General features: G+C 69.6%; 29 protein-coding genes, 1 other RNA gene and 1 pseudogene. 16 read left to right on the forward strand and 15 right to left on the reverse strand.

Going from position 1 to position 24,898, the window contains the following annotated elements; genetic code table 11:
• Positions 1 to 58: 58 nt before the first annotated feature.
• Both AC3WLN_RS07525 and AC3WLN_RS07530 read right to left on the reverse strand, forming a co-directional pair.
• Positions 59 to 751 carry a hypothetical protein gene (locus AC3WLN_RS07525; protein ID WP_492480418.1) on the reverse strand — a complete coding sequence of 231 codons (693 nt, stop codon included), beginning with the start codon at positions 749 to 751 and terminating at the stop codon, positions 59 to 61.
• A gap of 55 nt (positions 752 to 806) precedes the next feature.
• Positions 807 to 1,337, reverse strand: coding sequence for an invasion associated locus B family protein (locus AC3WLN_RS07530; protein ID WP_492480419.1), 531 nt, complete (start codon positions 1,335 to 1,337; stop codon positions 807 to 809).
• A gap of 192 nt (positions 1,338 to 1,529) precedes the next feature.
• Between AC3WLN_RS07530 and AC3WLN_RS07535 the strand changes: the two genes are divergently transcribed.
• Positions 1,530 to 1,907: a hypothetical protein gene (locus AC3WLN_RS07535; protein ID WP_492480420.1), complete on the forward strand. Its 378-nt coding sequence runs from the start codon at positions 1,530 to 1,532 to the stop codon at positions 1,905 to 1,907.
• A gap of 7 nt (positions 1,908 to 1,914) precedes the next feature.
• Here the strand turns inward: AC3WLN_RS07535 and AC3WLN_RS07540 are convergent, their stop codons facing one another.
• Both AC3WLN_RS07540 and AC3WLN_RS07545 read right to left on the reverse strand, forming a co-directional pair.
• Complete coding sequence (locus AC3WLN_RS07540; RefSeq protein ID WP_492480421.1) at positions 1,915 to 2,649, reverse strand: M48 family metallopeptidase; 735 nt, start codon at positions 2,647 to 2,649, stop codon at positions 1,915 to 1,917.
• 56 nt (positions 2,650 to 2,705) lie between these two features.
• Positions 2,706 to 4,007, reverse strand: coding sequence for a polyhydroxyalkanoate depolymerase (locus tag AC3WLN_RS07545; protein WP_492480422.1), 1,302 nt, complete (start codon positions 4,005 to 4,007; stop codon positions 2,706 to 2,708).
• A gap of 193 nt (positions 4,008 to 4,200) precedes the next feature.
• On the opposite strand from AC3WLN_RS07545, the gene AC3WLN_RS07550 reads away from it, so the two are divergent.
• From AC3WLN_RS07550 to purQ, 5 genes are all read left to right on the forward strand, one after another.
• Positions 4,201 to 5,586 (forward strand): ActS/PrrB/RegB family redox-sensitive histidine kinase, encoded by a 1,386-nt coding sequence (locus AC3WLN_RS07550; protein WP_463774811.1) that lies wholly within the window; start codon positions 4,201 to 4,203, stop codon positions 5,584 to 5,586.
• A gap of 54 nt (positions 5,587 to 5,640) precedes the next feature.
• Positions 5,641 to 6,243 (forward strand): ActR/PrrA/RegA family redox response regulator transcription factor, encoded by a 603-nt coding sequence (locus AC3WLN_RS07555; protein ID WP_463774809.1) that lies wholly within the window; start codon positions 5,641 to 5,643, stop codon positions 6,241 to 6,243.
• Positions 6,244 to 6,380: 137 nt separating this feature from the next.
• A complete protein-coding gene (locus tag AC3WLN_RS07560) occupies positions 6,381 to 6,617 on the forward strand; it encodes a hypothetical protein (RefSeq protein ID WP_492480423.1) in 237 nt (78 codons plus the stop codon).
• Between the two features lie 115 nt (positions 6,618 to 6,732).
• Positions 6,733 to 6,972: a phosphoribosylformylglycinamidine synthase subunit PurS gene (gene purS / locus AC3WLN_RS07565; RefSeq protein WP_463774802.1), complete on the forward strand. Its 240-nt coding sequence runs from the start codon at positions 6,733 to 6,735 to the stop codon at positions 6,970 to 6,972.
• A complete protein-coding gene (purQ, locus tag AC3WLN_RS07570) occupies positions 6,972 to 7,652 on the forward strand; it encodes a phosphoribosylformylglycinamidine synthase subunit PurQ (protein ID WP_492480424.1) in 681 nt (226 codons plus the stop codon). The genes purS and purQ overlap by 1 nt, the downstream gene beginning before the upstream one ends.
• A 45-nt stretch (positions 7,653 to 7,697) precedes the next feature.
• Here purQ and AC3WLN_RS07575 read toward each other — a convergent pair whose 3' ends face one another.
• The 8 genes from AC3WLN_RS07575 to gap form a co-directional block, all read right to left on the reverse strand.
• Positions 7,698 to 8,243: an adenine phosphoribosyltransferase gene (locus AC3WLN_RS07575; protein ID WP_463774796.1), complete on the reverse strand. Its 546-nt coding sequence runs from the start codon at positions 8,241 to 8,243 to the stop codon at positions 7,698 to 7,700.
• A gap of 50 nt (positions 8,244 to 8,293) precedes the next feature.
• Positions 8,294 to 9,088 (reverse strand): inositol monophosphatase family protein, encoded by a 795-nt coding sequence (locus tag AC3WLN_RS07580; protein ID WP_492480425.1) that lies wholly within the window; start codon positions 9,086 to 9,088, stop codon positions 8,294 to 8,296.
• A gap of 116 nt (positions 9,089 to 9,204) precedes the next feature.
• Positions 9,205 to 10,230 carry a tetratricopeptide repeat protein gene (locus tag AC3WLN_RS07585; RefSeq protein WP_492480426.1) on the reverse strand — a complete coding sequence of 342 codons (1,026 nt, stop codon included), beginning with the start codon at positions 10,228 to 10,230 and terminating at the stop codon, positions 9,205 to 9,207.
• Positions 10,227 to 10,889, reverse strand: coding sequence for a thiamine phosphate synthase (locus tag AC3WLN_RS07590; RefSeq protein ID WP_492480427.1), 663 nt, complete (start codon positions 10,887 to 10,889; stop codon positions 10,227 to 10,229). The genes AC3WLN_RS07585 and AC3WLN_RS07590 overlap by 4 nt, the downstream gene beginning before the upstream one ends.
• Before the next feature lie 19 nt (positions 10,890 to 10,908).
• A complete protein-coding gene (fba, locus tag AC3WLN_RS07595; protein ID WP_492480428.1) occupies positions 10,909 to 11,982 on the reverse strand; it encodes a class II fructose-bisphosphate aldolase in 1,074 nt (357 codons plus the stop codon).
• Between the two features lie 214 nt (positions 11,983 to 12,196).
• On the reverse strand, positions 12,197 to 13,399 hold the full coding sequence (locus AC3WLN_RS07600; protein WP_492480429.1) for a phosphoglycerate kinase: 1,203 nt from the start codon (positions 13,397 to 13,399) through the stop codon (positions 12,197 to 12,199).
• A 37-nt stretch (positions 13,400 to 13,436) separates the two neighbouring features.
• Positions 13,437 to 13,901 (reverse strand): hypothetical protein, encoded by a 465-nt coding sequence (locus AC3WLN_RS07605; RefSeq protein ID WP_492480430.1) that lies wholly within the window; start codon positions 13,899 to 13,901, stop codon positions 13,437 to 13,439.
• Between the two features lie 69 nt (positions 13,902 to 13,970).
• The gene (gene gap, locus AC3WLN_RS07610) at positions 13,971 to 14,978 is read right to left on the reverse strand and encodes a type I glyceraldehyde-3-phosphate dehydrogenase (protein WP_492480431.1); all 1,008 of its coding nucleotides are present in this window, start codon (positions 14,976 to 14,978) and stop codon (positions 13,971 to 13,973) included.
• Positions 14,979 to 15,434: 456 nt separating this feature from the next.
• Between gap and AC3WLN_RS07615 the strand changes: the two genes are divergently transcribed.
• From AC3WLN_RS07615 to AC3WLN_RS07645, 7 genes are all read left to right on the forward strand, one after another.
• The gene (locus tag AC3WLN_RS07615) at positions 15,435 to 15,716 is read left to right on the forward strand and encodes a DUF4164 domain-containing protein (protein WP_492480432.1); all 282 of its coding nucleotides are present in this window, start codon (positions 15,435 to 15,437) and stop codon (positions 15,714 to 15,716) included.
• 35 nt (positions 15,717 to 15,751) lie between these two features.
• The gene (locus AC3WLN_RS07620; RefSeq protein WP_492480433.1) at positions 15,752 to 16,111 is read left to right on the forward strand and encodes a cell division protein ZapA; all 360 of its coding nucleotides are present in this window, start codon (positions 15,752 to 15,754) and stop codon (positions 16,109 to 16,111) included.
• A gap of 78 nt (positions 16,112 to 16,189) precedes the next feature.
• Positions 16,190 to 16,347: non-coding RNA, 6S RNA (gene ssrS, locus AC3WLN_RS07625), on the forward strand.
• On the forward strand, positions 16,337 to 16,945 hold the full coding sequence (locus AC3WLN_RS07630) for a 5-formyltetrahydrofolate cyclo-ligase (protein ID WP_492480434.1): 609 nt from the start codon (positions 16,337 to 16,339) through the stop codon (positions 16,943 to 16,945). The genes ssrS and AC3WLN_RS07630 overlap by 11 nt, the downstream gene beginning before the upstream one ends.
• A 9-nt stretch (positions 16,946 to 16,954) precedes the next feature.
• Positions 16,955 to 17,776: a TIGR00282 family metallophosphoesterase gene (locus AC3WLN_RS07635; RefSeq protein WP_492480435.1), complete on the forward strand. Its 822-nt coding sequence runs from the start codon at positions 16,955 to 16,957 to the stop codon at positions 17,774 to 17,776.
• 141 nt (positions 17,777 to 17,917) lie between these two features.
• Entirely contained in the window at positions 17,918 to 18,913 is a 996-nt protein-coding gene (locus tag AC3WLN_RS07640; protein ID WP_492480436.1) for a flagellar motor protein MotA, read from the forward strand.
• 1 nt (position 18,914) lies between these two features.
• Complete coding sequence (locus AC3WLN_RS07645) at positions 18,915 to 19,928, forward strand: peptidoglycan -binding protein (RefSeq protein WP_492480437.1); 1,014 nt, start codon at positions 18,915 to 18,917, stop codon at positions 19,926 to 19,928.
• 9 nt (positions 19,929 to 19,937) lie between these two features.
• On the opposite strand, the gene AC3WLN_RS07650 is transcribed toward AC3WLN_RS07645, so the two are convergent.
• Genes AC3WLN_RS07650 through AC3WLN_RS07660 form a run of 3 tightly spaced genes read right to left on the reverse strand, consistent with a single transcriptional unit; the run spans position 19,938 to position 22,372 of the window.
• A complete protein-coding gene (locus AC3WLN_RS07650; RefSeq protein ID WP_492480438.1) occupies positions 19,938 to 20,315 on the reverse strand; it encodes a hypothetical protein in 378 nt (125 codons plus the stop codon).
• A 10-nt stretch (positions 20,316 to 20,325) separates the two neighbouring features.
• Positions 20,326 to 21,879 (reverse strand): S10 family peptidase, encoded by a 1,554-nt coding sequence (locus tag AC3WLN_RS07655; RefSeq protein ID WP_492480439.1) that lies wholly within the window; start codon positions 21,877 to 21,879, stop codon positions 20,326 to 20,328.
• A gap of 40 nt (positions 21,880 to 21,919) precedes the next feature.
• Positions 21,920 to 22,372 (reverse strand): DNA polymerase III subunit chi, encoded by a 453-nt coding sequence (locus tag AC3WLN_RS07660; RefSeq protein WP_492480463.1) that lies wholly within the window; start codon positions 22,370 to 22,372, stop codon positions 21,920 to 21,922.
• A 190-nt stretch (positions 22,373 to 22,562) separates the two neighbouring features.
• On the opposite strand from AC3WLN_RS07660, the pseudogene AC3WLN_RS07665 reads away from it, so the two are divergent.
• The 3 genes and pseudogenes from AC3WLN_RS07665 to AC3WLN_RS07675 all read left to right on the forward strand — a co-directional run bounded on the left by AC3WLN_RS07665 (position 22,563) and on the right by AC3WLN_RS07675 (position 24,885).
• A pseudogene (locus AC3WLN_RS07665) lies at positions 22,563 to 23,573 on the forward strand (SDR family oxidoreductase).
• 137 nt (positions 23,574 to 23,710) lie between these two features.
• Positions 23,711 to 24,484, forward strand: coding sequence for an alpha/beta fold hydrolase (locus AC3WLN_RS07670; protein WP_492480440.1), 774 nt, complete (start codon positions 23,711 to 23,713; stop codon positions 24,482 to 24,484).
• Positions 24,485 to 24,657: 173 nt separating this feature from the next.
• Entirely contained in the window at positions 24,658 to 24,885 is a 228-nt protein-coding gene (locus AC3WLN_RS07675; protein ID WP_492480441.1) for a hypothetical protein, read from the forward strand.
• Positions 24,886 to 24,898 lie beyond the last annotated feature (13 nt).

Here is a 24,898-nt window from a genome sequence, read left to right on the forward strand (position 1 = left end):
GGTGAAGGCGACAGGGCGTCCGGATGCGGTCAGGACGTCACCCGCGCAGGCTCGGCGCTCACTCGGCTGCGTCCGTCGCCGGCACCGTGGCGGGGTCCTCCGACGTGGCCGCCACCGCGGGCTTCCGCTTCCGCGGTGCCGTCTTCTGCGGCGCCGCCCCGAGGCGGACCTCGATGTCGTAGTTGCCGGCCTGCGCCGCCGGGACGACGAAATTGTCCTCCACGAAGGAGAACAGACCCTGTGCCGAGCCCGGCGCCACGGTGACCGCCACCCGGTGGATGCGGCTGGCGAGCACCTTGTCGCCCGCCTTGATGACGATCGAGACCGGTGCATCGAAGCGGCCGGGCTTGCCGACGGGTCCGAGCAGGACCTGCCCCTCGACGCCGACCTTCACCGACACCGAGCCGTCCTGGAGCTTGGCGCATTCCCGGGCCAGACGGCCGATCGTGACCTGGTGGCGCAGGCTGCTGCCGTCGCCGGCCCGCCCGCCGTAGGATTGCAGCGCCGCCCCGCCCTCGGGCACCGCGACCGTCGGACAATAGGGGGGATCGGTGTCGGCCGGCTGCGACGGCGGGACGGTCGTGCCGCCGTATTTCAGCATGTTCGTGAAGAAGTTGCCTTCCTCGGCGGCGGCGGCGCCGATCCCGAGGCCGCTCGCCGCGAGGGTCGCCGACAGGAGGAGACCGAACCGTTTGCGACCCTTCACGGTGCCCAGAGTCATGATGTCCGGATTCGAGCCGTTCAGATTCATGCCGAGATCCTGCTCTCCTCGCATCATCCGTCCCATCCGCATTCCGCGGCGCGCCTCACTTCAGGCTGTCGAATCCCTGCCCGAATCCCTTCATCGACAGGGGAATGCCGACGCCCTCCTCGGGTGTCTGGAAGACGATGAAGGTCGCCTGCGCTCCGCCGCTGAACTGCTTGATCAATCCGTCATCCATCACGACCTCGGCGACGCAGCCCGTGGTGAGACACCGGACGAACCCGGCCCGGCCGACATCGGTCTTGTCGATCTTCAAGCCGAGCCCCGAAGGCAGCAGGACGCCGAGCGGCGCGACCACCCGGAGGAGGTAACCGCGATTGTCGGCCGTCTTCAGGACGATCACCACCAGCGTGAGGTTCGGCCGATCCTCGGCGGCGAGGTACTGCACCAGGGCGCATTGCTCGGCCTTGGCGCCGGCCGGCGTCTCGCACCGCAACTGCCAGTCGCCGAACGTGTTGCGCACCATGCCCTGCGCCGACGCGCCCTGGGGCCCGAAGCCGACGAGCAGCATCGCTGCACCGAGCAGGGCCGCCGCGACACCCCGGGCGACCAGGCCGCGTGCACGCTGCACCATTCCTCGAAACCCCACGCGTCGACCCTTTCGCCTGGCCCGCCGCCCCGCGAACCGTTAACGGAAAACACGGGTGTTCCGACCATGCTGGGCCATCGAATGTCAAGCGAAGGCCGGCCTTCGGGAACCGACTATCGCGCCGCGCGTACAGCCTCTAGTGCTGACCGCCACGCTTGCCCGCCAACGGACCGATTCATGCGACTGCGCGCCCCACTCCTCCTCGCCGCCCTCCTCATCGCCGGGCCGGCCGTCGCCGAGCCGCTGCCGGTGGGCGAGACGACCTATATCGAGCGCTCCCTCAACCGAGACGGCCCCCTGGTGATCGAACACCGGCCGGTGGCGCGCACCCCCGGCGGCCGCCGCGGCGGCAGCTCTGCCGAGATCGCCGGCTTCTGCCGTGACGGCGGCATCATCCGCCGCCGCGACGAGTTCGGCCAGCCGGTCATCCTGCGCCAGCGCGAAGTCTGCGACAGCGTCGCGCCCCGCACCCTGAACCCGGGCGACGTCGATCCCCGTCCGACCTGGCCGGCGGAGCGGGTGGAACGCATCCGGGCCCTGCGCGTCCGCGGCTGAGGCGGTCTCAGCCGTAGCGGTGGAGGGTAGCGCCGTTGCGCTTGAGCCAGCGCTCGGCCTCGTCGACGTGCGGGCAGAGCGAACCCACCAGGGTCCAGAACCGCGACGAGTGGTTCATCTCGCGCAGGTGGCCCATCTCGTGCGCGACGAGATAGTCGAGCACCAGGGGCGGGGCGAGGATCAGCCGCCACGAGAAGTTCAGTTCGCCCCGCACCGTGCAGGAGCCCCAGCGGCTCCGGGTGTCGCGCAGGGTGATGCGGGACGGCCCCTGACCCAGCTTCTCGGCGTAGCGGGCCACCGCCTCCGTGAGATCGCGCCGGGCCTCGCGCTGCAGGAAATCCGTGACGCGGCGGGCAATGTGCGGCGCCTCGCAGGCAACCGACAGCACCGGCTCGTCCGGCGCCGCTTCGAGCCGGGTGATCCCGCTCCTGGAACCGCGCTGGACGACCCGGTGGGGTACGCCCCGGATCGGCAGGACGGCGTCGGGCACGAACAGCACCCGTTCGGGCATTCGAGCGAGACGCGCCGCGATCCATCCGCCGTGGCTGATCGCGAAGGTGCGCGCGACGCCGATCGAGGTCCGCGTCGGGAGGGTCATCACGACCTCACCGGTGGCGCTGGAGACGCGCAGCGTGAGCCGGCGCGCGGTCGGCCGCCGGCGCAGCAGGATGCGCAGGGTCTCGCCCTCGTGCACGATGTCGAGGTGATCCGGGTCCGCCCCACGCAGCAACGCCAATCGCATGGCGCCAGCTTAACCGCTGTCGTCCGGCTCCGCCATCGATCTGCGCGCCACCATCCTCACTCCGAGGACGCGGACGGCTCGAAATTCGGCCGTTGGGCGATCGCTTCACCGCCGCGACCCGGGCCCTCCATATCGCGGATAAACGCGGCGATCCGGGGCGCGATGACGGTGCGGTAGCGGGACCCGTTGAAGACGCCGTAATGGCCCACGCCCTTCTGCAGGTGGTAGGCCTTCCGTTCCGACGGCAGGTTCGGCGTGAGGTCCAGGGCCGCCTGGGTCTGACCGACGCCGGAGATGTCGTCGTTCTCGCCCTCGATGGCGAGGATGGCGCAGGAGCGGATCGCGCCGAGATCGACGCGTGCGCCGCGATGGATCATCGTCCCCTTCGGCAGGGCGTGATCCACGAAGACCGTCTTGACCGTCTGCAGATAGAACTCGGCCGTGAGGTCCATCACGGCCAGATACTCGTCGTAGAACTCGCGGTGCTTCTCCGCCGAGTCGCCGTCGCCCTTCACGAGGTGATCGAACATCTCCGCATGGGCATTGACGTGTCGGTCGAGGTTCATGGCCATGAACCCGGAGAGCTGGAAGAAGCCGGGATAGACGCTGCGCCAGATCCCCGGATAGCCGGCGGGCACCGTTGTGATGCAGTTGCGCTCGAACCAAGCGGTGCCGCGCTCCTGCGCGAGGCAATTGACGGCGGTGGGCGAGCGCCGGGTATCGATGGGGCCGCCCATGAGGGTCATCGAGCGCGGCACCGGCGCGTAGCCCTGGGCCTCCATCACGGCGATGGCGGCCAGGACCGGCACGGCCGGCTGACACACCGCCATGACGTGCAGATCCGGACCGAGGTGGCGGAAGAGATCGACGAGATAGTCGATGTAGGTGTCGAGGTCGAAGCGTCCGGCGCCGATCGGCACCAGGCGGGCATCGGCCCAATCGGTGATGAAGACCTGATGGTCGGGCAGCATGGCCTCGACGGTGCCGCGCAGGAGCGTCGCGTAGTGGCCGGACATCGGCGCGACGATGAGCAGCTTCGGTTGCGGCTCGGCGAGCCCGCGCACGAAGCCCCGGTCGAAGGTGACGACCCGGCAGAAGGGACGCTCCCAGACGACCCGCTCGGCGATCGGCACGCTCTCTCCGTCGACCGTGATGCTGGTGAAGCCGAAGCTCGGCTTGCCGTAGCGCCGGGTCACCCGCTCGAACATCTCGCAGGCCGCGGCCATGGAGCGGGCATAGGGCGAGTAGGCCAGCGGATTGGCCGGGTTCTGGAGGCTGTGCTTGGCGACGTCCGCGACGAGTCGCGCGGGCGTCGTCATCATGCGGGCGGCTTCGTACCAGAGATAGGACAAGTTCACGGGCCGTTCCCCCCTCGCGCCGACATCGCTTCTCCCCGAGACATCTGCCCAACGCGTCGTGCCGGACGAAGCGTCGCCCCGATCGCAGCGGACCCGGTGCGCTCGATTTAGCGCACTCGCGCGGCGGACAAGAGCGGATGGCAGGTCGGGGAGGGATAGACGCGAGACAACCGGGCCCTATCGTTCCCCTGACATGATCGACATGAGCACCAACGGCTTCGTCCGCGACGCACGGCACCTGCGTCTCGACACCTTCGTGCGGCTGCGATGGCTCGCGATCACCGGACAGAGTGCGGCCGTCGTGGGGGCGCAGTTCGGGCTGGGCCTGCCGCTCCCCTTCGGCTGGTGCTTCCTCGTCATCGCCACATCGTCCTGGCTGAACCTCGCCCTGCGCATCCGCTTCCCGGCGAGCTATCGCCTGAGCGACGATTCGGCAGCGCTGCTGCTGGCCTTCGACATCATCCAGCTCGCCGCCCTGCTGTTTCTCACGGGGGGGCTGCAGAACCCGTTCTCCCTCCTGTTCCTCGCGCCGGTGCTGATCTCGGCGACCGCCCTGCCGCCGGAGCGGACCCTCGCGCTCGGCCTGCTCGCGATCGGCCTCGCGACCCTTCTCGCCCTGGTGCACCGCCCGCTGCCCTGGTTCGCCGACGGGCGGCTCGAACTGCCCTTCCTGTACATCTCGGGGATCTGGACGGCGATCCTGCTCGGCACCGCCTTCACGGGCGTCTATGCCTGGAAGGTGGCCGAGGAGACGCGCCAGCTCGCGCAGGCCCTGGCCGCCACCGAACTGGTGCTGGCGCGCGAGCAGCACCTGTCGCAGCTCGACGGTCTCGCGGCGGCGGCGGCCCACGAACTCGGCACGCCCCTCGGCACCATCATGGTGGTGACGAAGGAATTGACGCGCCAGCTCGCGACCACCGCCAGCCCGTCGGTGCGGGAGGATCTGGCTCTGCTGCGCGATCAGGTCGACCGCTGCCGCGGCATCCTCTCGAAACTGACCTCGCTCGACAGCGACGAGGCCGGGTTCCTGCAGACGGTCAGCCTCAGCCACCTCGTGGAGGAACTGGTCGAGCCGCAAAGGGCCATGGGCATCATCCTCGAGGTCTCGAACCGGGGCGAGGGTCCCGAGCCGGCCTGTCGGCGCAACCCGGGCGTAATGTTCGGCCTCGCCAACATCGTCGACAATGCCGTCGACTTCGCCGACGCGCGGGTGATCATCGAGGCGCGCTGGACCCTGGAGCGGGTCTGGCTGGAAATCCGGGACGATGGCCCCGGCTTCTCCAGCGAGGTTCTGCTGCGTGCGGGCGAGCCCTACGTCACGACGCGCAGCCCGGATCGCTCGCGCAACCCTGACAGCACCGGCGCGGGCCTCGGACTCGGACTTTTCATCGCCAAGACGCTGATCGAACGTTCCGGAGCGCAGTTGACGCTGTCGAACGTCTCGCAACACGAGACCACCGGCGCAGTCGTGCGCATCAGTTGGGCCCGCCACATTTTCGAGCGGGGCGCATTGACGGTCGGTCATGCGCAATTGAGTGGTGGACAACCCCTGACGGAAGCAGGTGCGACACCTATATAGGAATCACAGCAGAACCCTATCGAAGATCGTTCGAGAACTACGGAGGAGCGTCGGATGCTGACGCAGACTGGAACAACGGCGCCGGGTGCCGATATCGCTCAGCTCGCCGACAACGATCCCCTCGCCGCCTTCAGCGATCGCTCGCTGCTGATCGTGGACGATGACAAGCCGTTCTCGACCCGCCTGGCCCGGGCCATGGAGATGCGCGGCTACGAGGTGCAGGTCGCCGAGAGCGTCGCGGAAGGCGTCTCGATGGTCGACGTCCGGCCGCCCGCCTTCGCGGTCATCGACATGCGCCTCGGCGACGGCAACGGCCTCGACGTGATCGCGCGCCTGAAGGAGCGCCGGCCCGAGGCGCGCGGCGTGATCCTGACGGGTTACGGCAACATCGCCACGGCGGTGACGGCGGTGAAGCTCGGCGCGTTCGATTACCTTGCTAAGCCGGCGGATGCCGACGAGATCCACGGCACCCTCATGGCCCAGCCGGGCGAGCGGGCAGATCCGCCGGAGAACCCGATGTCGGCGGACCGCGTGCGCTGGGAGCACATTCAGCGGGTCTATGAACTGTGCGGACGCAATGTCTCCGAGACGGCGCGGCGCCTGAACATGCACCGCCGGACCCTCCAGCGCATCCTGGCCAAGCGCGCGCCGCGCTGAGCCGGAAGGCCGTTCCGAGTGGGGTCCTCATGAGGGCGACGTTGCGCGACCGGTCCGGTTCGCGCTACGTCGCCCTCAATCCTATCCGCGCCGGGACTCCGTCCCGCGCCGGAAGCCGTCAACGGGGCGATGCTGCAGTGAACACGCGCAATCTCATCACCATCCTGAGCATGATGGTGCTCGTCGGCACGGAAGTCTTCGCGGTCGCGATCGCCGCCGGCTGGGCCCTGGCGGGCCTGTTCGACCTCGGCGACACCGTGGGCCACGTGCTGATGGTGGTGTTCAGCCTGTTCGCGGCCTGGGTGATGCTGCAGCTCTGGCGGCGCGCCACCAGCATCGAGCCGCTCAGGGGGCCGGACCCCACCGCCCGCTGACGGCAAACCACAGCTTCGAGCACGACGCACGGCCCCTCCGGGGCCGTTTCGCGTTGCCTGACCGGCATTTCCCGATTATCGGCAGGGTGCCCCGACACCAGACGAGTCCGAACCCATGAAAGCACGCATCATCGTCACCCTGAAGACCGGCGTGCTGGACCCGCAGGGCAAGGCGATCGAGGCTGCCCTGACGTCGTTCGGCCTCGCGGGCATCGACAGCGTCCGCCAGGGCAAGGTCTTCGATGTGGAGATCGCGGGCGAGGACCGGGCCGCCGCCGAAGCGACGCTGAAGAGCGCCTGCGAGAAGCTGCTCGCCAACACCGTCGTCGAGAACTACGCCATCGAGATCGCCTGATGCGTGCCGCCATCATCGTCTTTCCGGGCTCCAACCGCGACGGTGACGTCGCCCGGGCCCTGACCCAATCCGGGGCCGAGGTCGTGAAGGTCTGGCACGCCGATACCGCGCTGCCGGCCGGCACCGACCTCGCCGTCCTGCCAGGCGGGTTCTCGTACGGCGACTATCTCCGCTGCGGCGCCATCGCCGGGCGTGCCGCCGCGATGGATGCGGTCCGGGCCCACGCGGCACGGGGCGGCCTCGTCCTCGGCATCTGCAACGGATTCCAGATCCTGTGCGAATCCGGTCTGCTGCCCGGCGTGCTGATGCGGAACGTCGATCGACGCTTCATCTGCCACCGGCAGCTGCTCCGCGTGGAGCGCGCGGATACGCGATTCACCTCTGCCTACGCCCGGAACCAAGTCATCGACGTCTGCGTGGCCCATGGCGAGGGCAACTACTTCGCCGATCCCGACACCATCGCGCGCCTGGAGGGGGATGGCCGGGTCGCGTTCCGCTACTCGGACGCGGCCGGCAACCTGACGGTGGATGCCAACCGCAACGGCTCGCTGAACTCCATCGCGGGCATCTATTCCGAGACGCTCAACGTGCTCGGCCTGATGCCCCACCCGGAGAACTTCGTCGAGGATCTCGTCGGCGGAACCGACGGCCGCGGGCTGTTCGCGAGCCTCGCCGCCTGAACCGCGACCGCGTCGTTCCTGCATCGCGGAACCACGCGTCCGGGCTCAGTGCCCGTCGAACTCCATCAGGGTCCGGACCGGCACGTCGAGGTCGCGCAGCCTCTGCGCGCCGCCGATCTCCGGCAGGTCGATGACGAAGCAGGCGGCCACCACCTCGGCGCCGATCCGGCGCAGCAGGTTCACCGCCGCACAGGCCGTGCCGCCGGTGGCGATCAGGTCGTCCACGAGCAGGACCCGGTCGCCCGGCTTGATCGCGTCGACGTGGATTTCCATCTCGTCGGTGCCGTATTCGAGCGCGTAGGCGATCGAGACGGTCGTGTGCGGGAGCTTGCCCTTCTTGCGGATCGGCACGAAGCCGGATGAGAGCTGGTGTGCGACCGCGCCTCCGAGGATGAAGCCCCGCGCCTCGATGCCCGCCACCTGATCGATCCGCCCCCCGGCATAGGGATGCACCAGCGCGTCGACCGCCCGGCGGAACGCCCGCGGGTCGCTCAACAGCGTGGTGATATCGCGAAACACGATGCCGGGCTTCGGATAGTCCGGGATGGACCGGATCGAGTCCTTCAACGCGATGTGGCGGCGGGTTTCCATGCGGGCGGCCCTTGTCGAGAAGTGGGAGGCTGAAATGCGCGCGGCGCCCCTCAGGCGTTGGCGCGGCGCAGGAGCTTCACGAGTTCACCGTGCAGGATCTCGTTGCCGCAGGCGACCGAACGGGCGGCCAGGGGTTCGGGCCCGCCATCGGCGCTGGTGACGAAGCCGCCGGCCTCGCGCACCAGGATGATCCCGGCGGCGATGTCCCAGGTCTGCAGGTCGCGCTCCCAGTAGAGGTCCGAGCGGCCGCAGGCCACGTAGGCGAGGTCGAGGGCGGCGGAGCCGAAGCGGCGCGCACCGCCGGTCACCGCCATCACGGCGGCGACTTCGCGCAGGAGCTTCGGGTGGTCGCCGCGGCCGAGATAGGGCGAGCCGTAGGCCACGAGGGCGTCGGCCATGTCGGTGCGCCCGGAGATACGTAGGCGGCGGTTGTTGAGATAGGCGCCCTTGCCGCGCTCGGCGACGAAGAGCTCGTCCTTGGCCGGATCGTAGATCACGCCGGCGACGATCTGCCCCTCGCGCTCCAGGCCGACCGAGATGGCGAAATGCGGGATGCCGTGGAGGAAGTTGGTGGTGCCGTCGAGGGGATCGACGTGCCAGGTGTGGCTCTTGTCCGCACCCTCGACGTTGCCGGATTCCTCGAGGATGAGCCCGTAGCCCGGACGCGCCTTCATCAGGGCATCCTTCAGGACTTCCTCGGCCTTGCGATCGGCCGCCGAGACGAAGTTTCCGGGGCCCTTCCGGGAGACCTGAAGGTTCTCGATCTCGCCGTAGTCGCGCTTGAGTCCACGGGCCGCCTTGCGCACGGCGTCGACCATGACGGTCATGAGGGGTGAGCTGATCATCGATCTTCAGGTCCAGGCCGATTCAAAGAACGTCGGTTCGCGTAACATTCGGCGCGGCCATAGCACGTTTGCGCGCCGGCTCACCCCTGTCGAATGCGGGTCTGCCCCCCGGACCGCTAATTGACCTTGGCGCGATCGGCCGCGAGCGTCTCGGCCCGTTGGCGCTCGGCCGGTTCCAGCCCCTTGAGGTTCTCGTCGAGCCAAGGGTCCGACAGACCCTGGGCGGAGGCCGCGAGATTCCAGGCCGCCGCCTCGACGAGGTTCTTCTGAACGCCGCGACCGACCACGAACAGGCGGGCGATGCGGTTCTGCGCGATGGCGTTGCCGCGGGCCGCCGCGTGCTGGAAGTAGCGCGCGGCGCGGGTCTCGTCCTTGGGCAGGCCGGTGCCGTTGAACAGGAGGATCGCGAACTCGACCTCGCCGGCCAGGTCGCCGTTATCCGCCGAGCGCCGGAACCATTCGGCGGCCTGGGTCGGATCCTTGGCGACGCCCCGGCCCTGGAGATAGAGGACGCCGAGATCGTGCTGGGCCGCCCCGATTTCGCCGTCCGCGGCCTTGCGGAACAGGGTGGCGGCCCGGGCCTGGTCCGGCTCGGTGCCGGTGCCGAGGAGGATCAGGGCGAGGTTGTAGGCCGCCGTGGTGTCACCCTTGTCGGCGGCCTTCTCCAGCCATTGCCGTCCGGCCTTCATGTCCTTGGCGCCGCCGCGCCCGTCGATGGACATCAGCCCGAGGGACGCCATCGCGTGCACGTCGCCCTGGGCCGCGGCAAGCCGGTACCATTCCGCGGCCTTCACCGGGTCCTGCTTGATGCCGAGACCCTGGTTGTAGAGTTCGCCCAGGAGCGTCATCGCCGCCGCATCCTTCGAATCGGCGGCGATCCGCTTCGTCGCTTCCCGGAAGGCGGTGGTGTACTGGCCGCGCTGATAGGCGCCGAAGGCCGTGTCCGCGGGCTTGTCGCTGGGCTTGGCCGTGAAGGGAACCGCGCGCATCGCGTTGGGCGAATAGGGTGTCGGCAACTCCTTCAGCGGCGCCGAGAACACCTCGCGGGTCGCCGGCTTGGCGGCTTCCGGTGAGAGGGACGAGGCGGCCTGCGCCTGACCGAGGCCGAGCGACAGGACGAGGAGGCTGAGCGCCCCCCTCACGCCGCCGGCTCCCCGGCGGCGGCGACCTGAGCCTGGATGCCGGCGACGTCGGCGGTCTCGCCGATCCAGAGGGCGCTCTCCAGCCCGAGGAACTCGGCGCCGGTGGCCAGGAGCGGGCCGACCTGATCCACCGCATGCGCGACGGCGATGCAGGGCGTCTCGAAGATCTCGGTCCACCAGCCGGCCCGGTCCAGCACCGTTTCGGCATCGGGGGCCATTCCGTCGGGGTAGAGACCACCGAACATGACGTAATCCACCCCGGCCTCGCCGGCTTCCATGGCGGCGTGCTTCTGCTCGTGGCCACCGGCACCGAGGATGCGTCCGTCGGCGAGGCGCTCGCGCAGGTCACGCAGGTCGCCGTCCCTGGCTTTGTCGAGATGAATTCCGTCGGCGCCGCCGCGGGCCGAGACGCTGACGAGGTCACCCGGGAACCCCGCACAGGCCACGACCATCGCGGCACCGGCCTCCTGGGCGGCCGGTGCCAGTCGCTTGACCAGGTTGACGAGGCTGCGCTCGTCGGCCGGGGCCAGCCGCAGGATCACCGCGGCGACGTCGCCGGCCGCACAGGCGGCCGTGATCGCGGCGCCGAGGGCATCGGCGTCACCGGCCTCGACCCGGTGGGGGCTGAGCAGGGCGAGGCGGGTGCGGGGTTCCGACATGCAGAGTCCTTCTGACGCCTCAGCCCGCCGCGCCGATCTTCGGGTCGAGGGAGCCGTTGGCGTAGCGCTTGGCCATGGTGGCCACGGAAACCGGGCGGATCTTGGAACCCTGGCCGGCGGTGCCGAACTCCTCGAAGCGCTGCTTGCAGAGCTTGGTCATCGCCTCCATGGCGGGCTTCAGATACTTGCGCGGGTCGAACTCGGCCTTGTTCTCGGCGAGGATCTTCCGGATCTGGCCCGTCATCGCCATCCGGTTGTCGGTGTCGATGTTGATCTTGCGCACGCCGTGCTTGATGCCGCGCTGGATCTCCTCGACCGGCACGCCCCAGGTCGGTTTCATCTCACCGCCATACTGGTTGATGATGTCCTGCAGGTCCTGCGGCACCGAGGAGGAGCCGTGCATCACGAGGTGGGTCGTGGGCAGGCGGCGGTGGATCTCCTCGATCACGTTCATCGCCAGAACGTCGCCGTCCGGCTTGCGCGTGAACTTGTAGGCGCCGTGCGAGGTGCCCATGGCGACCGCGAGGGCGTCGACCTTGGTGGCCTCGACGAACTTTACGGCCTCGTCGGGATCGGTGAGGAGCTGGTCGTGGCTGAGGACGCCCTCGGCGCCGTGGCCGTCCTCGGCCTCGCCCTGGCCGCTCTCCAGGGAGCCGAGCACGCCGAGCTCTCCCTCGACCGAGACGCCGGCCCAGTGGGCCATCTTGGTGACGTTGCGGGTGATCTCGACGTTGTAGGCGTAGTCCGCCGGGGTCTTGCCGTCGGCCTTCAGCGAGCCGTCCATCATCACCGAGGTGAAGCCGTACTGGATCGCGGTGGCGCAGGTGGCCTCGTCGCTGCCGTGGTCGAGGTGCATGCAGACGGGGATGTGGGGGTAGATCTCGACCAGGCCGTCGATGAGCTTGGCCAGCACGATGTCGTTGGCGTAGGCGCGCGCGCCCTTGCTCGCCTGCAGGATCACCGGGGAATCGGTCGCGTCCGCCGCCGCCATGATGGCGAGGCCCTGCTCCATGTTGTTCAGGTTGAACGCGGGCACGCCGTATTCATGCTCGGCGGCATGGTCCAGGAGCTGCCTCAGGGTGATGCGGGCCATGGGTTTCTCCTCAGATGCGACCGCCCCCGAGGCGATCCGCCAATCGACGCGCCGGCGGGCGCGATCCGTCCAAATTCCTGCGCCTTTTCGGACCTTTGCCGATCCGTTGCAACTCTCGCGGGACAGCAATCCGGGGACGCGGCGCGGCGTCGGACACCGTAGGCCCCAGTCCGGGAATGCAGCGTGCCCGGACCGCAGCCGGTCCCGGACGCGGTCAGCCCTTGGCGCGCAGGGCCTCGACGCCGGGCAGTTCCTTGCCCTCGAGCCATTCGAGGAAGGCGCCGCCGGCGGTGGAGACGTAGGAGAAGGTCTCGCCCACGCCCGCATGGTTCAGGGCCGCGACCGTGTCGCCGCCGCCCGCCACCGAGACCAGCTTGCCGGCCTTGGTCCGCTCGGCCGCATGCCGGGCGGCCGCCACGGTGGCGGCATCGAAGGGCATCAGCTCGAAGGCGCCGAGCGGGCCGTTCCAGACCAGGGTGGCGGCCTCGTCGATGGCCGCGTTGATCTCAGCCACCGAGGCGGGGCCGGCATCGAGGATCATGCCGCTCTCCGGCACGGCGTCCACCGGCACCGTCTCGTGGGGGGCGTTCGCCTTGAATTCCGAGGCCGAGACCGCGTCGACCGGCAGGATGATCCGGCACTTGGCGGCCTTGGCCGCCTCGACGATGCGCAGGGCGGTGTCGGCGAGGTCCTTCTCGCAGAGCGACTTGCCGACCGCCTTGCCCTGGGCATGCAGGAAGGTGTTGGCCATGCCGCCGCCGATGACGAGCATGTCGACCTTCGCCACGAGGTTCTGCAGGAGGTCGATCTTGGACGAGACCTTGGCCCCGCCGACCAGGGCGATGACCGGCCGGGTCGGCGCTTCGAGGCCCTTGGTCAGGGCGTCGAGCTCCGCCTGCATCAGGCGGCCCGCATAGGCCGGCAGCAGGTGGGCGAGGCCCTCCGTCGAGGCGTGCGCCCGGTGGGCGGCCGAGAAGGCTTCGTTGACGTAGAGGTCGCCGTTGGCGGCAAGCTGCTCGCTGAAGGCCCGGTCGTTCTTCTCCTCGCCGGCATGGAAGCGGGTGTTCTCGAGGAGCACAACGTCGCCGTCACCCAGGCGCGCCACGGCCTCGGCCGCGGCCAGGCCGACGCAATCCTCGGCGAAGGCGACCGGGCGGCCGAGCGCCCGGCTCAGGGTCTCGACCACGGGCTTCAGGGATTCGGAGGCCACGGGCTTGCCCTTCGGGCGGCCGAAATGCGCCAGCAGCACGACCCGGCCGCCCGCGTCGGCGATCTCATTGATCGTCGGCACGATCCGCTCGATGCGGGTCGCGTCGGTGACGCGTCCACCCTCCATCGGCACGTTCAGGTCCACGCGCAGGAGCACGCGCTTGCCCTGGAGCGGGCCGGCATCGTCGAGGGTGCGGAAAGCGGTCATCGGGGCCTTGGCTCTGGTCGGTCGGAACGGGGCGGGATCAGCGCGGCGGCAGCATCGCGTCCAGGTGGAAGCGCTGGGCGGCGATGGTCAGCGCGACCGTGAGGACGGCGGTGATGATGGCGGTGAGCACGAGCGCGCCGGAGCCGGGCAGGCCGCGGGTGCGGTCGGCGATGGCGCGGACCTCGCTGCGCAGGGCGGAGAGATCGCTCTGGCGGGCCGCCTCGTTCATCCGGGCGGCGGCGCCCTCGACCTTCTCCTCGACGCGCGACAGCAGCGCCTCGGAGCGGGCGTACTTGTCCTCGATGCGCGAGCACTTGTCCTCGATCCGGGCGAGCTGGTCGCTGCCGGAGACCGCGCCCTGCGCCGGCAGGGGCTCGGCCTTGCCGACCACGACCGGTGCGGGAGGGGAAGGCGGGGCGGCCGTCGCCGGCGCGGACGCCGGCGACGGAGTTGCGGAGGGGCCCTGGATGAAGTCGCGTCCGGTCGGGGAGGTCTCTGTCATGTCAGGCACCATGCTGGTCTTCGCGTGGTCTTCGGGAACGTTCGATCCGTCAGAAGGCGGCGACGGGGCTCAGAGCAGCTTGCCCATGGCCACGGCCGTGTCGGCCATGCGGTTCGAGAAGCCCCACTCGTTGTCGTACCAGGACAGGATGCGCACGAAGGTGCCGTCCATGACCTTGGTCTGGTCGAGGTGGAAGGTCGACGAATGGGGATCGTGGTTGAAGTCGATCGAGACGTTGGGCTGGTCGGTATAGGCCAGCACGCCCTTGAGCGGACCGTCGGCGGCGGCGCGGATCGCGGTGTTGATCTCCTCGACCGTGGTCTGGCGCTTGGCCGTGAACACGAGGTCGACGGCGGAGACGTTCGGGGTCGGCACGCGGATGGAGGTTCCGTCGAGCTTGCCCTTCAGCTCCGGCAGCACGAGGCCGACAGCCTTGGCCGCGCCGGTGGAGGTCGGGATCATGGAGAGCGCGGCGGCGCGGGCCCGGTAGAGGTCCTTGTGCATCTGGTCCAGCGAGGGCTGGTCGTTGGTGTAGGAGTGGATCGTCGTCATGAATCCGCGCTCGATCCCGACGAGATCGTTCAGCACCTTGGCCACCGGCACGAGGCAGTTGGTGGTGCAGGAGGCGTTCGAGATGACGAGGTGGTCGGCGGTCAGCTTGTCGTGGTTGACGCCGTAGACCACGGTCAGGTCCGCGCCGTCGGCGGGCGCCGAGACGATGACGCGCTTGGCGCCGGCGTCGAGATGCGCCTTTGCCTTGTCCTTCGAGGTGAAGATGCCGGTGCACTCGAGGGCGATGTCGACGCCGAGCTCGCGGTGCGGCAGCTCGGCCGGGTTGCGCACGGCCGTGACCTTGATGCGCTGGCCGTCGACCACGATGAACTCGCCGTCGACCTCGACCTTGGCGTTGAAGCGGCCGTGGATCGAATCGAAGCGCAGGAGGTGGGCGTTGGTCTCGACCGGGCCGAGATCGTTGATGGCCACCACCTCGATGTCCTTGCGGCCGGCCTCGTGAATGGCGCGCAGGACGTTGCGGCCGATGCGTCCGAACCCGTTGATGGCAACCTTCACCGACACAGCGTGAGTCCTTCCCATAATCGGGCGCCGGCCACGCAGCACCCTCCAGCATGTTGATCGTCGCGGCGTGCCCGACGGGCAGGCCTCGATCCGTCGCCCGCTCTGTGCGAGTCCCGATTGAACGGCAGATGAACTGCCGTCCAGGCTCGGGCACCCGATCGCGGCCGAAGACCGGAGGAAGCGCGCGGCAGGACGGAACCCGGCTTGGAGGACAGGGGCCTGTCCTCTCGCCTGAACCCGTCACGGTCTGCCCTATAGCCGGTCTGCGGACGGCCGGTCTCTAACATGGTGACAAATTCGGGCAAAGGTTACATGCCGGTGCGCGCGGGGTGGATAACCCTTTCCCAGTGGATAGGCTGAGCCCGTTCCGCCCTGGTGCGCTCCGCCGCGCCGGGGGACGATGGGCGCAAGACGCGATGTTCGAGAAGCGATGTTGAAGAGGAAGGGCATCCATCCGTGAGCCAGACCATCGATCTGGCGCTGCAGCGCCTCGACGCCGTGCTCACCCGCCTCGAGGGCGCGGTGACCCAGCGCTTCGAGGCCGAGCGTGATCCGAGCGACCTCGAGACCGAGCTGGCGATCATGGGCGAGGACCGCGCCCGGCTCGCCGCCGAGCTGGATGCCGCGAGCGCCCGCCTCGCCGAGGTCGAGGCGACCTCGGCCGACGTCGATCACCGCCTCGGGCAGGCGATCGACGCCGTGGAGGGCGTGCTGGCCCCGGCCCGCGGCAGCCGCTAACCCACCCAGCGTAACGCTCCAGCGATCCGAAGCCGATGCCCCAGATCAACGTCACCATCGACGGCAAGAACTACCGGATGGCCTGCGCCGACGGCGAGGAGGCGCATCTCACCGCCCTCGCGCAGGGACTCGACGGCCGCATCACCGAGATGCGCCAGGCCTTCGGCGAGATCGGCGACATGCGCCTGCACGTGATGGCGGCGCTGATGCAGGCGGACGAGCTCCAGGAGGCGACGGCGCGCCTGGCCGCCCTGGAACAGGAGGCGGCCGCGCTCCGGGAGACGGTGGACTCGGCCGCGTCGGTGCGCGCGGCCGAGGAGGAGCGGCTCGCCGAGGGCCTCGTGCGCTGCGCCGAGCGGATCGAGCGCCTGGCGCACGTGATCTCGGCGGGCTGATCCCGACATCCGATGAATCGGTCGGGCGGACCCGGCAGCCCCCTGGCGCTCGCCGCGTGCCGACGCTACATATCGAGGGCGGGGCTGCCGGGTCCGTCAGGAGAACTTTTCCCCGGGGCCTTATCGACTCCCCAGGGAGCTGTCCCTGGCCTTGTCCCTGGACTTGGCCAACACGGCGCCCACCTACATTGTAGGTTTCCCGGGATCGACACTCCAACGGCTCACGTGGCTCCGCACTCAGATCTTTCTCGTTCCGAGACGTCCATCTCCGCCCGCAAGGCGACCCTGCGAACCGAGGCCCTGGCCCGCCGCGACGCCCTCCCCGAGGCGGAGCGTCTCACCGGATCTGTGCGGATCGCCGCGACGGTAATGGCGATCGGTGCCCTCGCCGAGGCCGAGATCGTCGGGGCCTTCTGGCCGATCCGCAGCGAAGTCGATCCGCGCCCCCTCGCCCGCCTGCTGTTCGCGCGCGGCCAGCGCATCGCCCTGCCGAAGGTCACGCCCCAGGGGCTGGTGTTCCGCGAATGGCGCGAGGGCGAGGCCCTGGTCGCCGGCCGCTTCGGCCTCAGCGAGCCGAGCGACGCCCTGCCCCCCATCGATCCGACCGCGCTGATCGTTCCCCTGGCCGCCTACGACAGGCGCGGGCACCGGATTGGCTACGGGCGCGGCTATTACGACCAGGCCATCGAGCGCCTGTCGCGCAACGGCCCGGTCCTGACCATCGGGGTGGCCTTCTCGGTCCAGGCGGTGGAGGCGGTTCCTTCCGAACCCCACGACCAGCCCCTCGATCATCTCGTCACCGAAGCGGGACCGGTCCCGCTGATACGGACCTGACTTCCGGCGATGCGCATTCTCTTCCTCGGCGACGTGGTGGGCCGCCCCGGCCGAACCGTCATCGCGAACCGTCTTCCCGCGCTGCGCGAGCGCTGGCGCCTCGAGTGCGTGGTGATCAACGGCGAGAACGCCGCCGGCGGCTTCGGCCTGACGGAAGCGATCTGCGACGAGCTCCTGCAGGCCGGGGCCGATGCGGTGACCCTCGGCAACCATTCCTTCGACCAGCGCGAGGCGCTCGTCTTCATCCAGCGCCAGACGCGCCTGGTCCGGCCGGCGAATTATCCGCCGGGCACGCCGGGCCGCGGCGCCACCGTGATCGAGACCCAGAAGGGCGCCCGCGTCCTCGTCCTCAACGTGATGGGTCGCCTCTACATGGATGCCCTGGACGATCCCTTCGCCTCGGCGGAGCGCGAGCTGTCCGCCTGCCCCCTCGGCGCCGTGGCGGATGCGGTCATCGTCGACGTGCATGCCGAGGCCACCAGCGAGAAGCAGGCCTTCGGGCATTTCCTCGACGGCCGGGCCAGCCTCGTGGTCGGCACCCACACCCACACACCGACCTCGGATCACCGAATCCTGCCCGGCGGCACTGCCTATCTCTCGGATGCCGGCATGTGCGGCGACTACGATTCGATCCTGGGCATGCAGAAGGACGAGCCCCTGCGCCGCTTCCTGCAGAAGACGCCCGGCGCCCGGCTGGAAGCGGCCCAGGGCGAAGGCACCCTCTGTGGCATCGCGGTGGAGACCGACGACGCGACGGGCCTCGCACGGAGGGTCGCCGCGGTTCGCCTTGGACCGCACCTGGAGGAAACCTGGCCCCAAGCCTGGGATTAGCCGACGCAGGGATACGCACATCCACGGTAGGACGGCAGACGCGACTTGATCGACGCCGACCCACCCTGCAATGTGCCGGCGCGTTCGCCCCGCTCGCCGCGCGCGGGCTGCCAGTTCCGCGTTAAGAGTGTGCCAGAGCCGATGGCGACCCCACCCGCACCCGCGACGATCGCCAAGCCGGGCATCTACCTCGTCCGGATGCTGGTCTTCCTGATCCTCGTCGGCTTTCTCGCCTTCGTGCTGTTCCGGCAGATCACGCCGGCCTTTCTCGCCAATCCGGGCCTCAACGGGCTCATTCTCGGCGTCCTGCTCATCGCGGTGCTGCTGGCCTTCGGGCAGGTGGTCCGGCTCTACCGGGAGGCGGCCTACGTCAACGCCGTCGCGGCCGGGGAGAACCCGAGCCGGCCGCCGCCCCTGATGGCACCCCTGGCCCCCGCCATCGCAGCCCGGGCCGAGGGAGTCACGCTGCCCACGAGCCGCGCCTTCCTCGACACGGCCGCCGCGCGCCTCGACGAGGGCCGGGAGATCCTGCGCTACGTCTCGGGCCTGCTCATCCTGCTCGGCCTCCTCGGCACGTTCTGGGGCCTGATCGACACGTTGAGCGCGGTCGGCTCGGTCATCAGGACCATGCGGGGCGGCGGCGAGGCGGCGGCGATGTTCGACGAGCTGAAGAACGGCCTCGCGGTCCCGCTCTCGGGCATCGGCCTCGCCTTCTCGGCCTCGCTGTTCGGCCTCGCGAGCTCGCTCATCATCGGCTTCCTCGATCTCCAGGCCGGGCAGGCCCATGCCCGCTTCCACAACGAGCTGGAGGACTGGCTCCTCTCCGGCGAGAGTGCGGCCGTGGGAAGCGCGGTCGTGGCGGCCGCCAAGCCGCAGCCCGCCGCGGCGCCGGTGCAGGACCCGGCCAGCGCCCGCGAGCTGAAGGAGGCGGTGGACCGCCTGACGGCCGTGGTGGCGGAGGGCGCCAACGGGCGCGTCGCCACCCAGGCGATGACGAACCTCGCCGAGGGCATCCAGGGCCTCGTCCAGCACATGCGCGCCGAGCAGCAGATGATCCGCGACTGGGTCGAGGCCCAGGCGACCCGCGAGCGCGAGCTGAAGCAGGTGCTCGAGCGCCTCGGCCGCGAGCGGAGCTGAGATGGCCTCCGCCCGCGGTCGCCGCGACCGGAGCCTGAACGTCTGGCCCGGCTACGTCGACGCCCTGGCGACGCTGCTGCTCGCCGTCGTCTTCCTACTCACCATCTTCGTGGTCGGCCAGTTCTTCCTGTCCCAGGAGATCAGCGGCCGCGACTCGGTGCTGACCCGGCTCAACCGCCAGATCGCCGACCTCACGGACCTGCTGGCCCTGGAGCGCTCGACCCGCAAGACCCAGGAGGAACAGGCCTCCTCCCTGCGCAGCACCCTGCTCGGGACGCAGGCCGAGCGCGACCGCCTGAAGTCGCAGGCGGAGGCCGCACAGGGCGCGGCCGGGCGCCAGGGCGAGGTCGACCGGCAACTGGCGGCCGAGCGCGCCAACACCGCCCGCGCCGTCTCGCAGATCGACCTCCTCAACGAGCAGATCGCGGCGATGCGGCGGCAGCTCGCCGCCCTGGAGGATGCGCTGGCGGCCTCCGAGAACCGCGACCGCGAGAGCCAGGCCCGCATCGCCGATCTCGGCAGCCGCCTCAACGTGGCGCTCGCCCAGAAAGTCCAGGAACTGGCGCGCTACCGCTCGGACTTCTTCGGGCGCCTGCGCCAGATCCTCGGCAACCGCCCCGACATCCGCATCGTCGGCGACCGCTTCGTGCTGCAATCCGAGGTGCTGTTTCCGGCGGGTTCCGCCAGTCTGAAGCCGGAGGCCGGCCCCGAACTCGACCGCATCGCCGGCGCGGTCCTCGACCTCGCCCGCCAGATCCCGGCCGACATTCCCTGGGTGCTGCGGATCGACGGCCATACCGATGCGCGGCCGATCGCCAGCGCGCAGTTCCCCTCGAACTGGGCCCTCTCGGCGGCCCGCGCCATCGCGGTGGTGCAGGCCATGGTGGCCAAGGGCATCCCGCCCCAGCACCTCCTGGCGGCCGCCTTCGGCGAGTTCCAGCCGATCGAGGTCGGCACGACCGAGGAAGCCTATGCCCGCAACCGCCGCATCGAGATGAAGCTCACCGAGCGCTGAGCCGGCCGCTCACTTCACGATGCGATCGAGGCGGTTGTTGACGAAGAAGTACAGCTCCTTCGCACCGGGCTCGTTGTAGAGCACCTGGACCTCGCGGCCCGCGCGCCCCTCGCCCACCAGCACGTCCGTGGGCGGCTTGCCCTTCAGCCGGACGAGGTCGCATTCGCCGATGCCGATCTCGATTTCGGACGCGCCGGCCGGCGCCGGGGCGGTGCAGGTCCCCTCCCCGGTCAGGACCGGCCCCTGGAAGGTCGGTGCCGGCGCCGGCCTGGGCAGGGCCACCGGTACCGGAGCCGGCGCCCGGGTCTCGGTGCTGGAGCAGGCGGACAGGCCGCCGGCCGCCAAGGCGGCCAGGATGAACAGGCTTGGGCGGACGGTGGCGGGCACGAGTTGGTCCTCAGCGCTGCGCGGAATTCCGCGCTTTCAGCGCGGCCGCGTAGAGGGCCGCCGCATCCCGGTGGAACGCGGCGCGCGAATCCGGTCGGGAATAGAACATGTGACCGCCGGGGTACACTGCGAGATCGAGGCGTCCGCCGCCATAGGCTGGCATTTGGTCGATCAAGAGCTTCGACGTGAAATACGGCGTGACGAGGTCGGTATACCCGTGGGCGACCAGCACCCTCAGGTTGCCGTCGAGGGCCAGAACGCCGCGCAAGGCGCCGAGGGCCTCGGGCGCCGAACGGCCCCCGCCCCAGGACCAGCCCCGATTCACCGCGCTGTTGAGCAGTTCGTAGCGCAGGTCCGACACCCGGTAGTTCAGGGTGTCATTGTAGAGCGCGATCATCGCACTGGTCAGCGGCGCCTGCAGAGCCGTGAGCAGCGGATCCTCGAAGCCGGACTGCGCGGCGGCGGGGTCCGGGTCCCACCCGGTCACGCCGGTGTCATAGGCACTGGCGACCCGCCCGGTGTCGCGCCCGATCTCGCGCTGGACGCTCTGACCGGACAATCGCCCGGCCTGACGCCGGACGAAGCTTGGGTCGAGCCCGGTCATGGCGCCCACACGCTCCCCCAGGCGCGCGATCGCGGCAGTGTCGGAGGGCCCCTTCAGGAGATCGGCGAGGTAGGGTCCGGTGGCGTAGGCTTCGGCATCCGCCATGGTCTCCCGCGTCGGCGTCCCACCTGCCCGCTCGATGGCGGCGGCGGCGAAGGACGGCAGCTTGGTCACATGCCCCCAGGGCGTGGTGCGGGGCGCCTGCAGCCAGGCGAAGTCGAGAACCGGCGAGAGCAGCACCATGCCGGACAGGCCGATGCCGATCTCCTCCTGGAGCTTCGCGGCGATCAGCGGTCCCCGAAAGCCGCCATAGCTCTCGCCGACATAGAATTTCGGAGCCGCCATGCGGTCGTTGGTGCGCAGCCAGCGGGCGATCGCGGACGCCAGGACGGACGCATCGGCGTCGATGCTCCAGTAGCGCTTGGCATCGCCGTCGGCCGCGCGGCTGTAGCCGGTCCCGACGGGGTCGATGAACACGAGGTCCGTGAAGTCGAGCCAGGTCCCATCATTCGGCACCAGGCCGATCGGTGCCGACGGGCTGATGCTGGCGCCCTCCACCGGCAGGCGCCACGGCCCGATCGCGCCGATGTTCAGATAGGCCGAGGCAGCCCCGGGTCCGCCGTTCACCGCGAAGGTGACGGGGCGCGCCGGATCGCTCGTCTTGCCGCCGCCCCGGCTGGCCTGGGTGTAGGCGATGAAGGCGATCTCCGCCTGGAGCTTACCGGATTCATCGACCAGCGGCAGGCTTCCGGCGCGGGCGGTGAAGGCGAGGGTGCGGCCGTCCGGCAGGACGACGCTGTGCTCGGTCACCGCATCCGCCGGGAGCTTACCGCCCTGTGTAGGGCGCGGCTCCGAAGGCTTTCGCGCTTCGGCCGGACGGTCGCCCTGCGGCGCCGGCTGCGCCTGGAGCGGCGGTACCGCGACCAGCAGGGCCGCAAGGCCGATGGCGAAACGTCTCATGGCGTATCCTCTCGGCGATGATGCGAATGCGGCAGGGATGTCAGGCCTTCTTCTGCCAGCGACCCTCGTCGTCCTGCTGCCAGTAGGCGATCGTGTGTCCGGCGGCCTTCGCCGCCTTCCACTGCTCGCGGGCGCGCAGGAGGGAATCCTGGTCGGTGCCGTCGAACAGCACGCAGATACGGGCATAGTCGGCAGCATCGGGCGGCAGGTCGGCGCCGTCCACCAGGAAACGGATCGAGGCGGCGTTCGGGTTGGAGTCCTTCAAGGTTAGTACGACCGGCTGGCTGGCCGCATCCGTGTCGCGATCGGTCCCGTGCGGCAGGAAGCTGTCGTCACTGTAGGTCCAGAGCTGGTCGTCGAGGGCCTGCAGGCGCTCCTCGCTGGCAGCCTGAATCGCGGCACGCCATTGACGCTCCAGCGAACGCTCGAGCAGGTTCGGCAGCACCCTCTCGAGAGGCTGGTTCTGGAGGTGGTAGAACAGGATCTCGGTCACAGCCTGCAAGGTAGTCATACCGCTTGCCATTGCCAGCGGCACGACGGTGCCCCTCGGCCATTCCATCGGGGAAACGCGCGCGTGAAAACCGCGCAGCCCTTCGGCCGAACCGAACCGGCGGCACGCCCGTGAGTAGGCGTTCGAGGCAGCGGATGACGATCCGTGCGAGCGAAGGGGAGGAACGGGCGCCATGCGACACCGAAAAAGGCTGCGCGATCAGGTCATGGTGATCACGGGGGCGTCGAGCGGGATCGGTCTCGCCCCCGCCCATATGGCTGCCAAGGCCGGAGCCCAAGTCGTGCTCGCGGCACGCAGCGGGGACACCCTCACGCGCATCGCGCGGGAGATCGAGGCCGAGGGCGAACACGCGGTGGCGGTGACGGCCGATACCGGCAAGCGCGCGGACGTCCAGACGATCGCAGGGCGCGCCATTTCAGCCTTCGGGGGCTTCGATACCTGGGTCAACGTCCCCGGCCTGCCCCTCTATAGGCCGCTGAGCAAGGTCGGCGATGCCGACCACGAACGCCTTCTGCAGACCAATCTCCGGGGCACCGGCTATGGCTCACTGCTCGCCGCCGACCATTTGCGCGAACGGGGCGGCAGCAGCATCAAGATCGGCAGCGTCTTCAGCGACCTCGCCCTCCCGTTCCAGGGCATGTCCTGCGCCAGCAAGCAGGCGTTCAAGGGATTCACGGACGCCTTTCGCGGGGAACGGGTCCACGAGGGCGCACCGATCTCGGTGACGCTGATCAAGCCGAGCTCCATCGACACGCCGCTGCCGCATCGGGCGCGCAACAACAAGGACCACGTACCGATGCTGCCCGCCGCCGGTCTATCGGCCGGAAGACGTCGCCAACGCCATCCTGCCTGCCGCCGTCCACCCGAGCGTGACATCGTCGTCGGCGGCAGCGGCAACGCCCTGACTCGTCTCAGAGGGTTCTCGCCGAGCGCCTACGATCTTCTGGCACCGGCGATCCTCGCCTTCCAGAAGCGCCGCGAGCTACCGCGCCATCCATCCGGCGCGCTGCATGAACCGAGGCAGGACGGGGAGACGCACGGCGATCAGCGCGGCTACGTCCGTCGGACCAGTCCCTACACGCGGGTGTCCCTCCATCCGGCCTCGACAGCCATGCGGCTCGGTCTCGGCCTCGCCGCCACCACCTTCGTCGCCCGGCAGAGCCGCCGTGGGCGTTTGCTCTGATGGAGACCGGACCCGTTGCCAGCCCCCTCGGGCGCCTCTCGCCGTCCGTCGCATCGCGCCTCGTTCCGCGATCCAGCATCGACCTGGATGACGGCCGGACGCTGGCCTACGCCGAAGCCGGGCAGGGACCGCCCCTCGTGATCATCCACGGAACGCTGATGTCCCTGGAGGATATGTGGCTCGGGCCGGTGCCCTATCTCGCCGAGCACTTCCGGGTCATCACCGTCGACCGCCCAGGACATGGGTTCAGCCGCCGCCAGGGTTCCGCCGACGCCCATTCCTGGCGGCAGGCCGCCCTGATCCGCGCCGGTGTGCAGGCATTGGGCCTGAAGCGGCCGGTCATCGTCGGGCATTCGTTCGGGGGCGCGGTGGGTCTCGCCTACGGCCTTCAATTTCCCGATGAGATCGCGGGCGTCGTCGCATTGGCGCCGATCTGCTTTCCCGAGCCGCGGCTGGAACACCTTCTGTTCGGCCCTCGGGCGGTCCCCGGGGGCAGCATCGTCTCGGGCCTCCTCGGACGTTCCGTCGACCCCGCGTTGCTGCCGCTGGTGTGGAACATGATGTTCTTACCCGGTGCGATGCCGGCCAGCTATGCGCACGCCTATCCGTTCGGACTGGCGGGGAACGCGGAACAACTGGTGGCCGAGGGCGAGGATGCCGCGGGGCTGATGGCCGGCCTGACCCGAAGCGCCCTCGCCTACCACACCTGCGAGGTTCCGGTTCGAATCCTCGGTGGCGATGCCGATATCGTCGTCAGCACACCGCTCCACGGATACCGGGCCTCCCGGTGCATCCCAGGAGCCGTCTTCGAAGCGCTCCCGAGCACCGGCCACATGCTGCATCACCAGCATCCCGAGGCTGTCCTGCGGGCGGCTCGTGCGATAGCCCGAGAGGTCGGCAAAAAATACTGAACGAATTTCCCCCGTACGCGAACTTGCTCAAACTTCGTCAACCCTAAGCCATTATCGCATCGCAGCAAGGCTCCGACGGCGCTGCAAAACCGCAGCCCGTACGAACGACCCTCTCAGCAATCCGCCGACGGCTCCGAGAAGGGCCTTGGGCGATCAGGCAAGGAACTCATCCCGTGAGCTTCACCGTCAGCGCGCGTGTCTCCGACCGTCGCTTGAGCTTTCACCACAGCTCGATCCTGAGCGCGGTGGATCAAAGCTGGTCGTTGATGGTGGCGGGAATGACGGAGGTGCTGATCACGGACGCCTCCGGACGGGCCCATTGCCCGCACAGCCTGCATCGACATCTCTTCGGCGGGCATGGACCGGCGGCGGACCCGGCCGTGACGAAGCTCGCGGCCTGAGCCGTCGGCATCC

The sequence above is a fragment of the Methylobacterium sp. FW306-05-D genome, assembly GCF_058782155.1.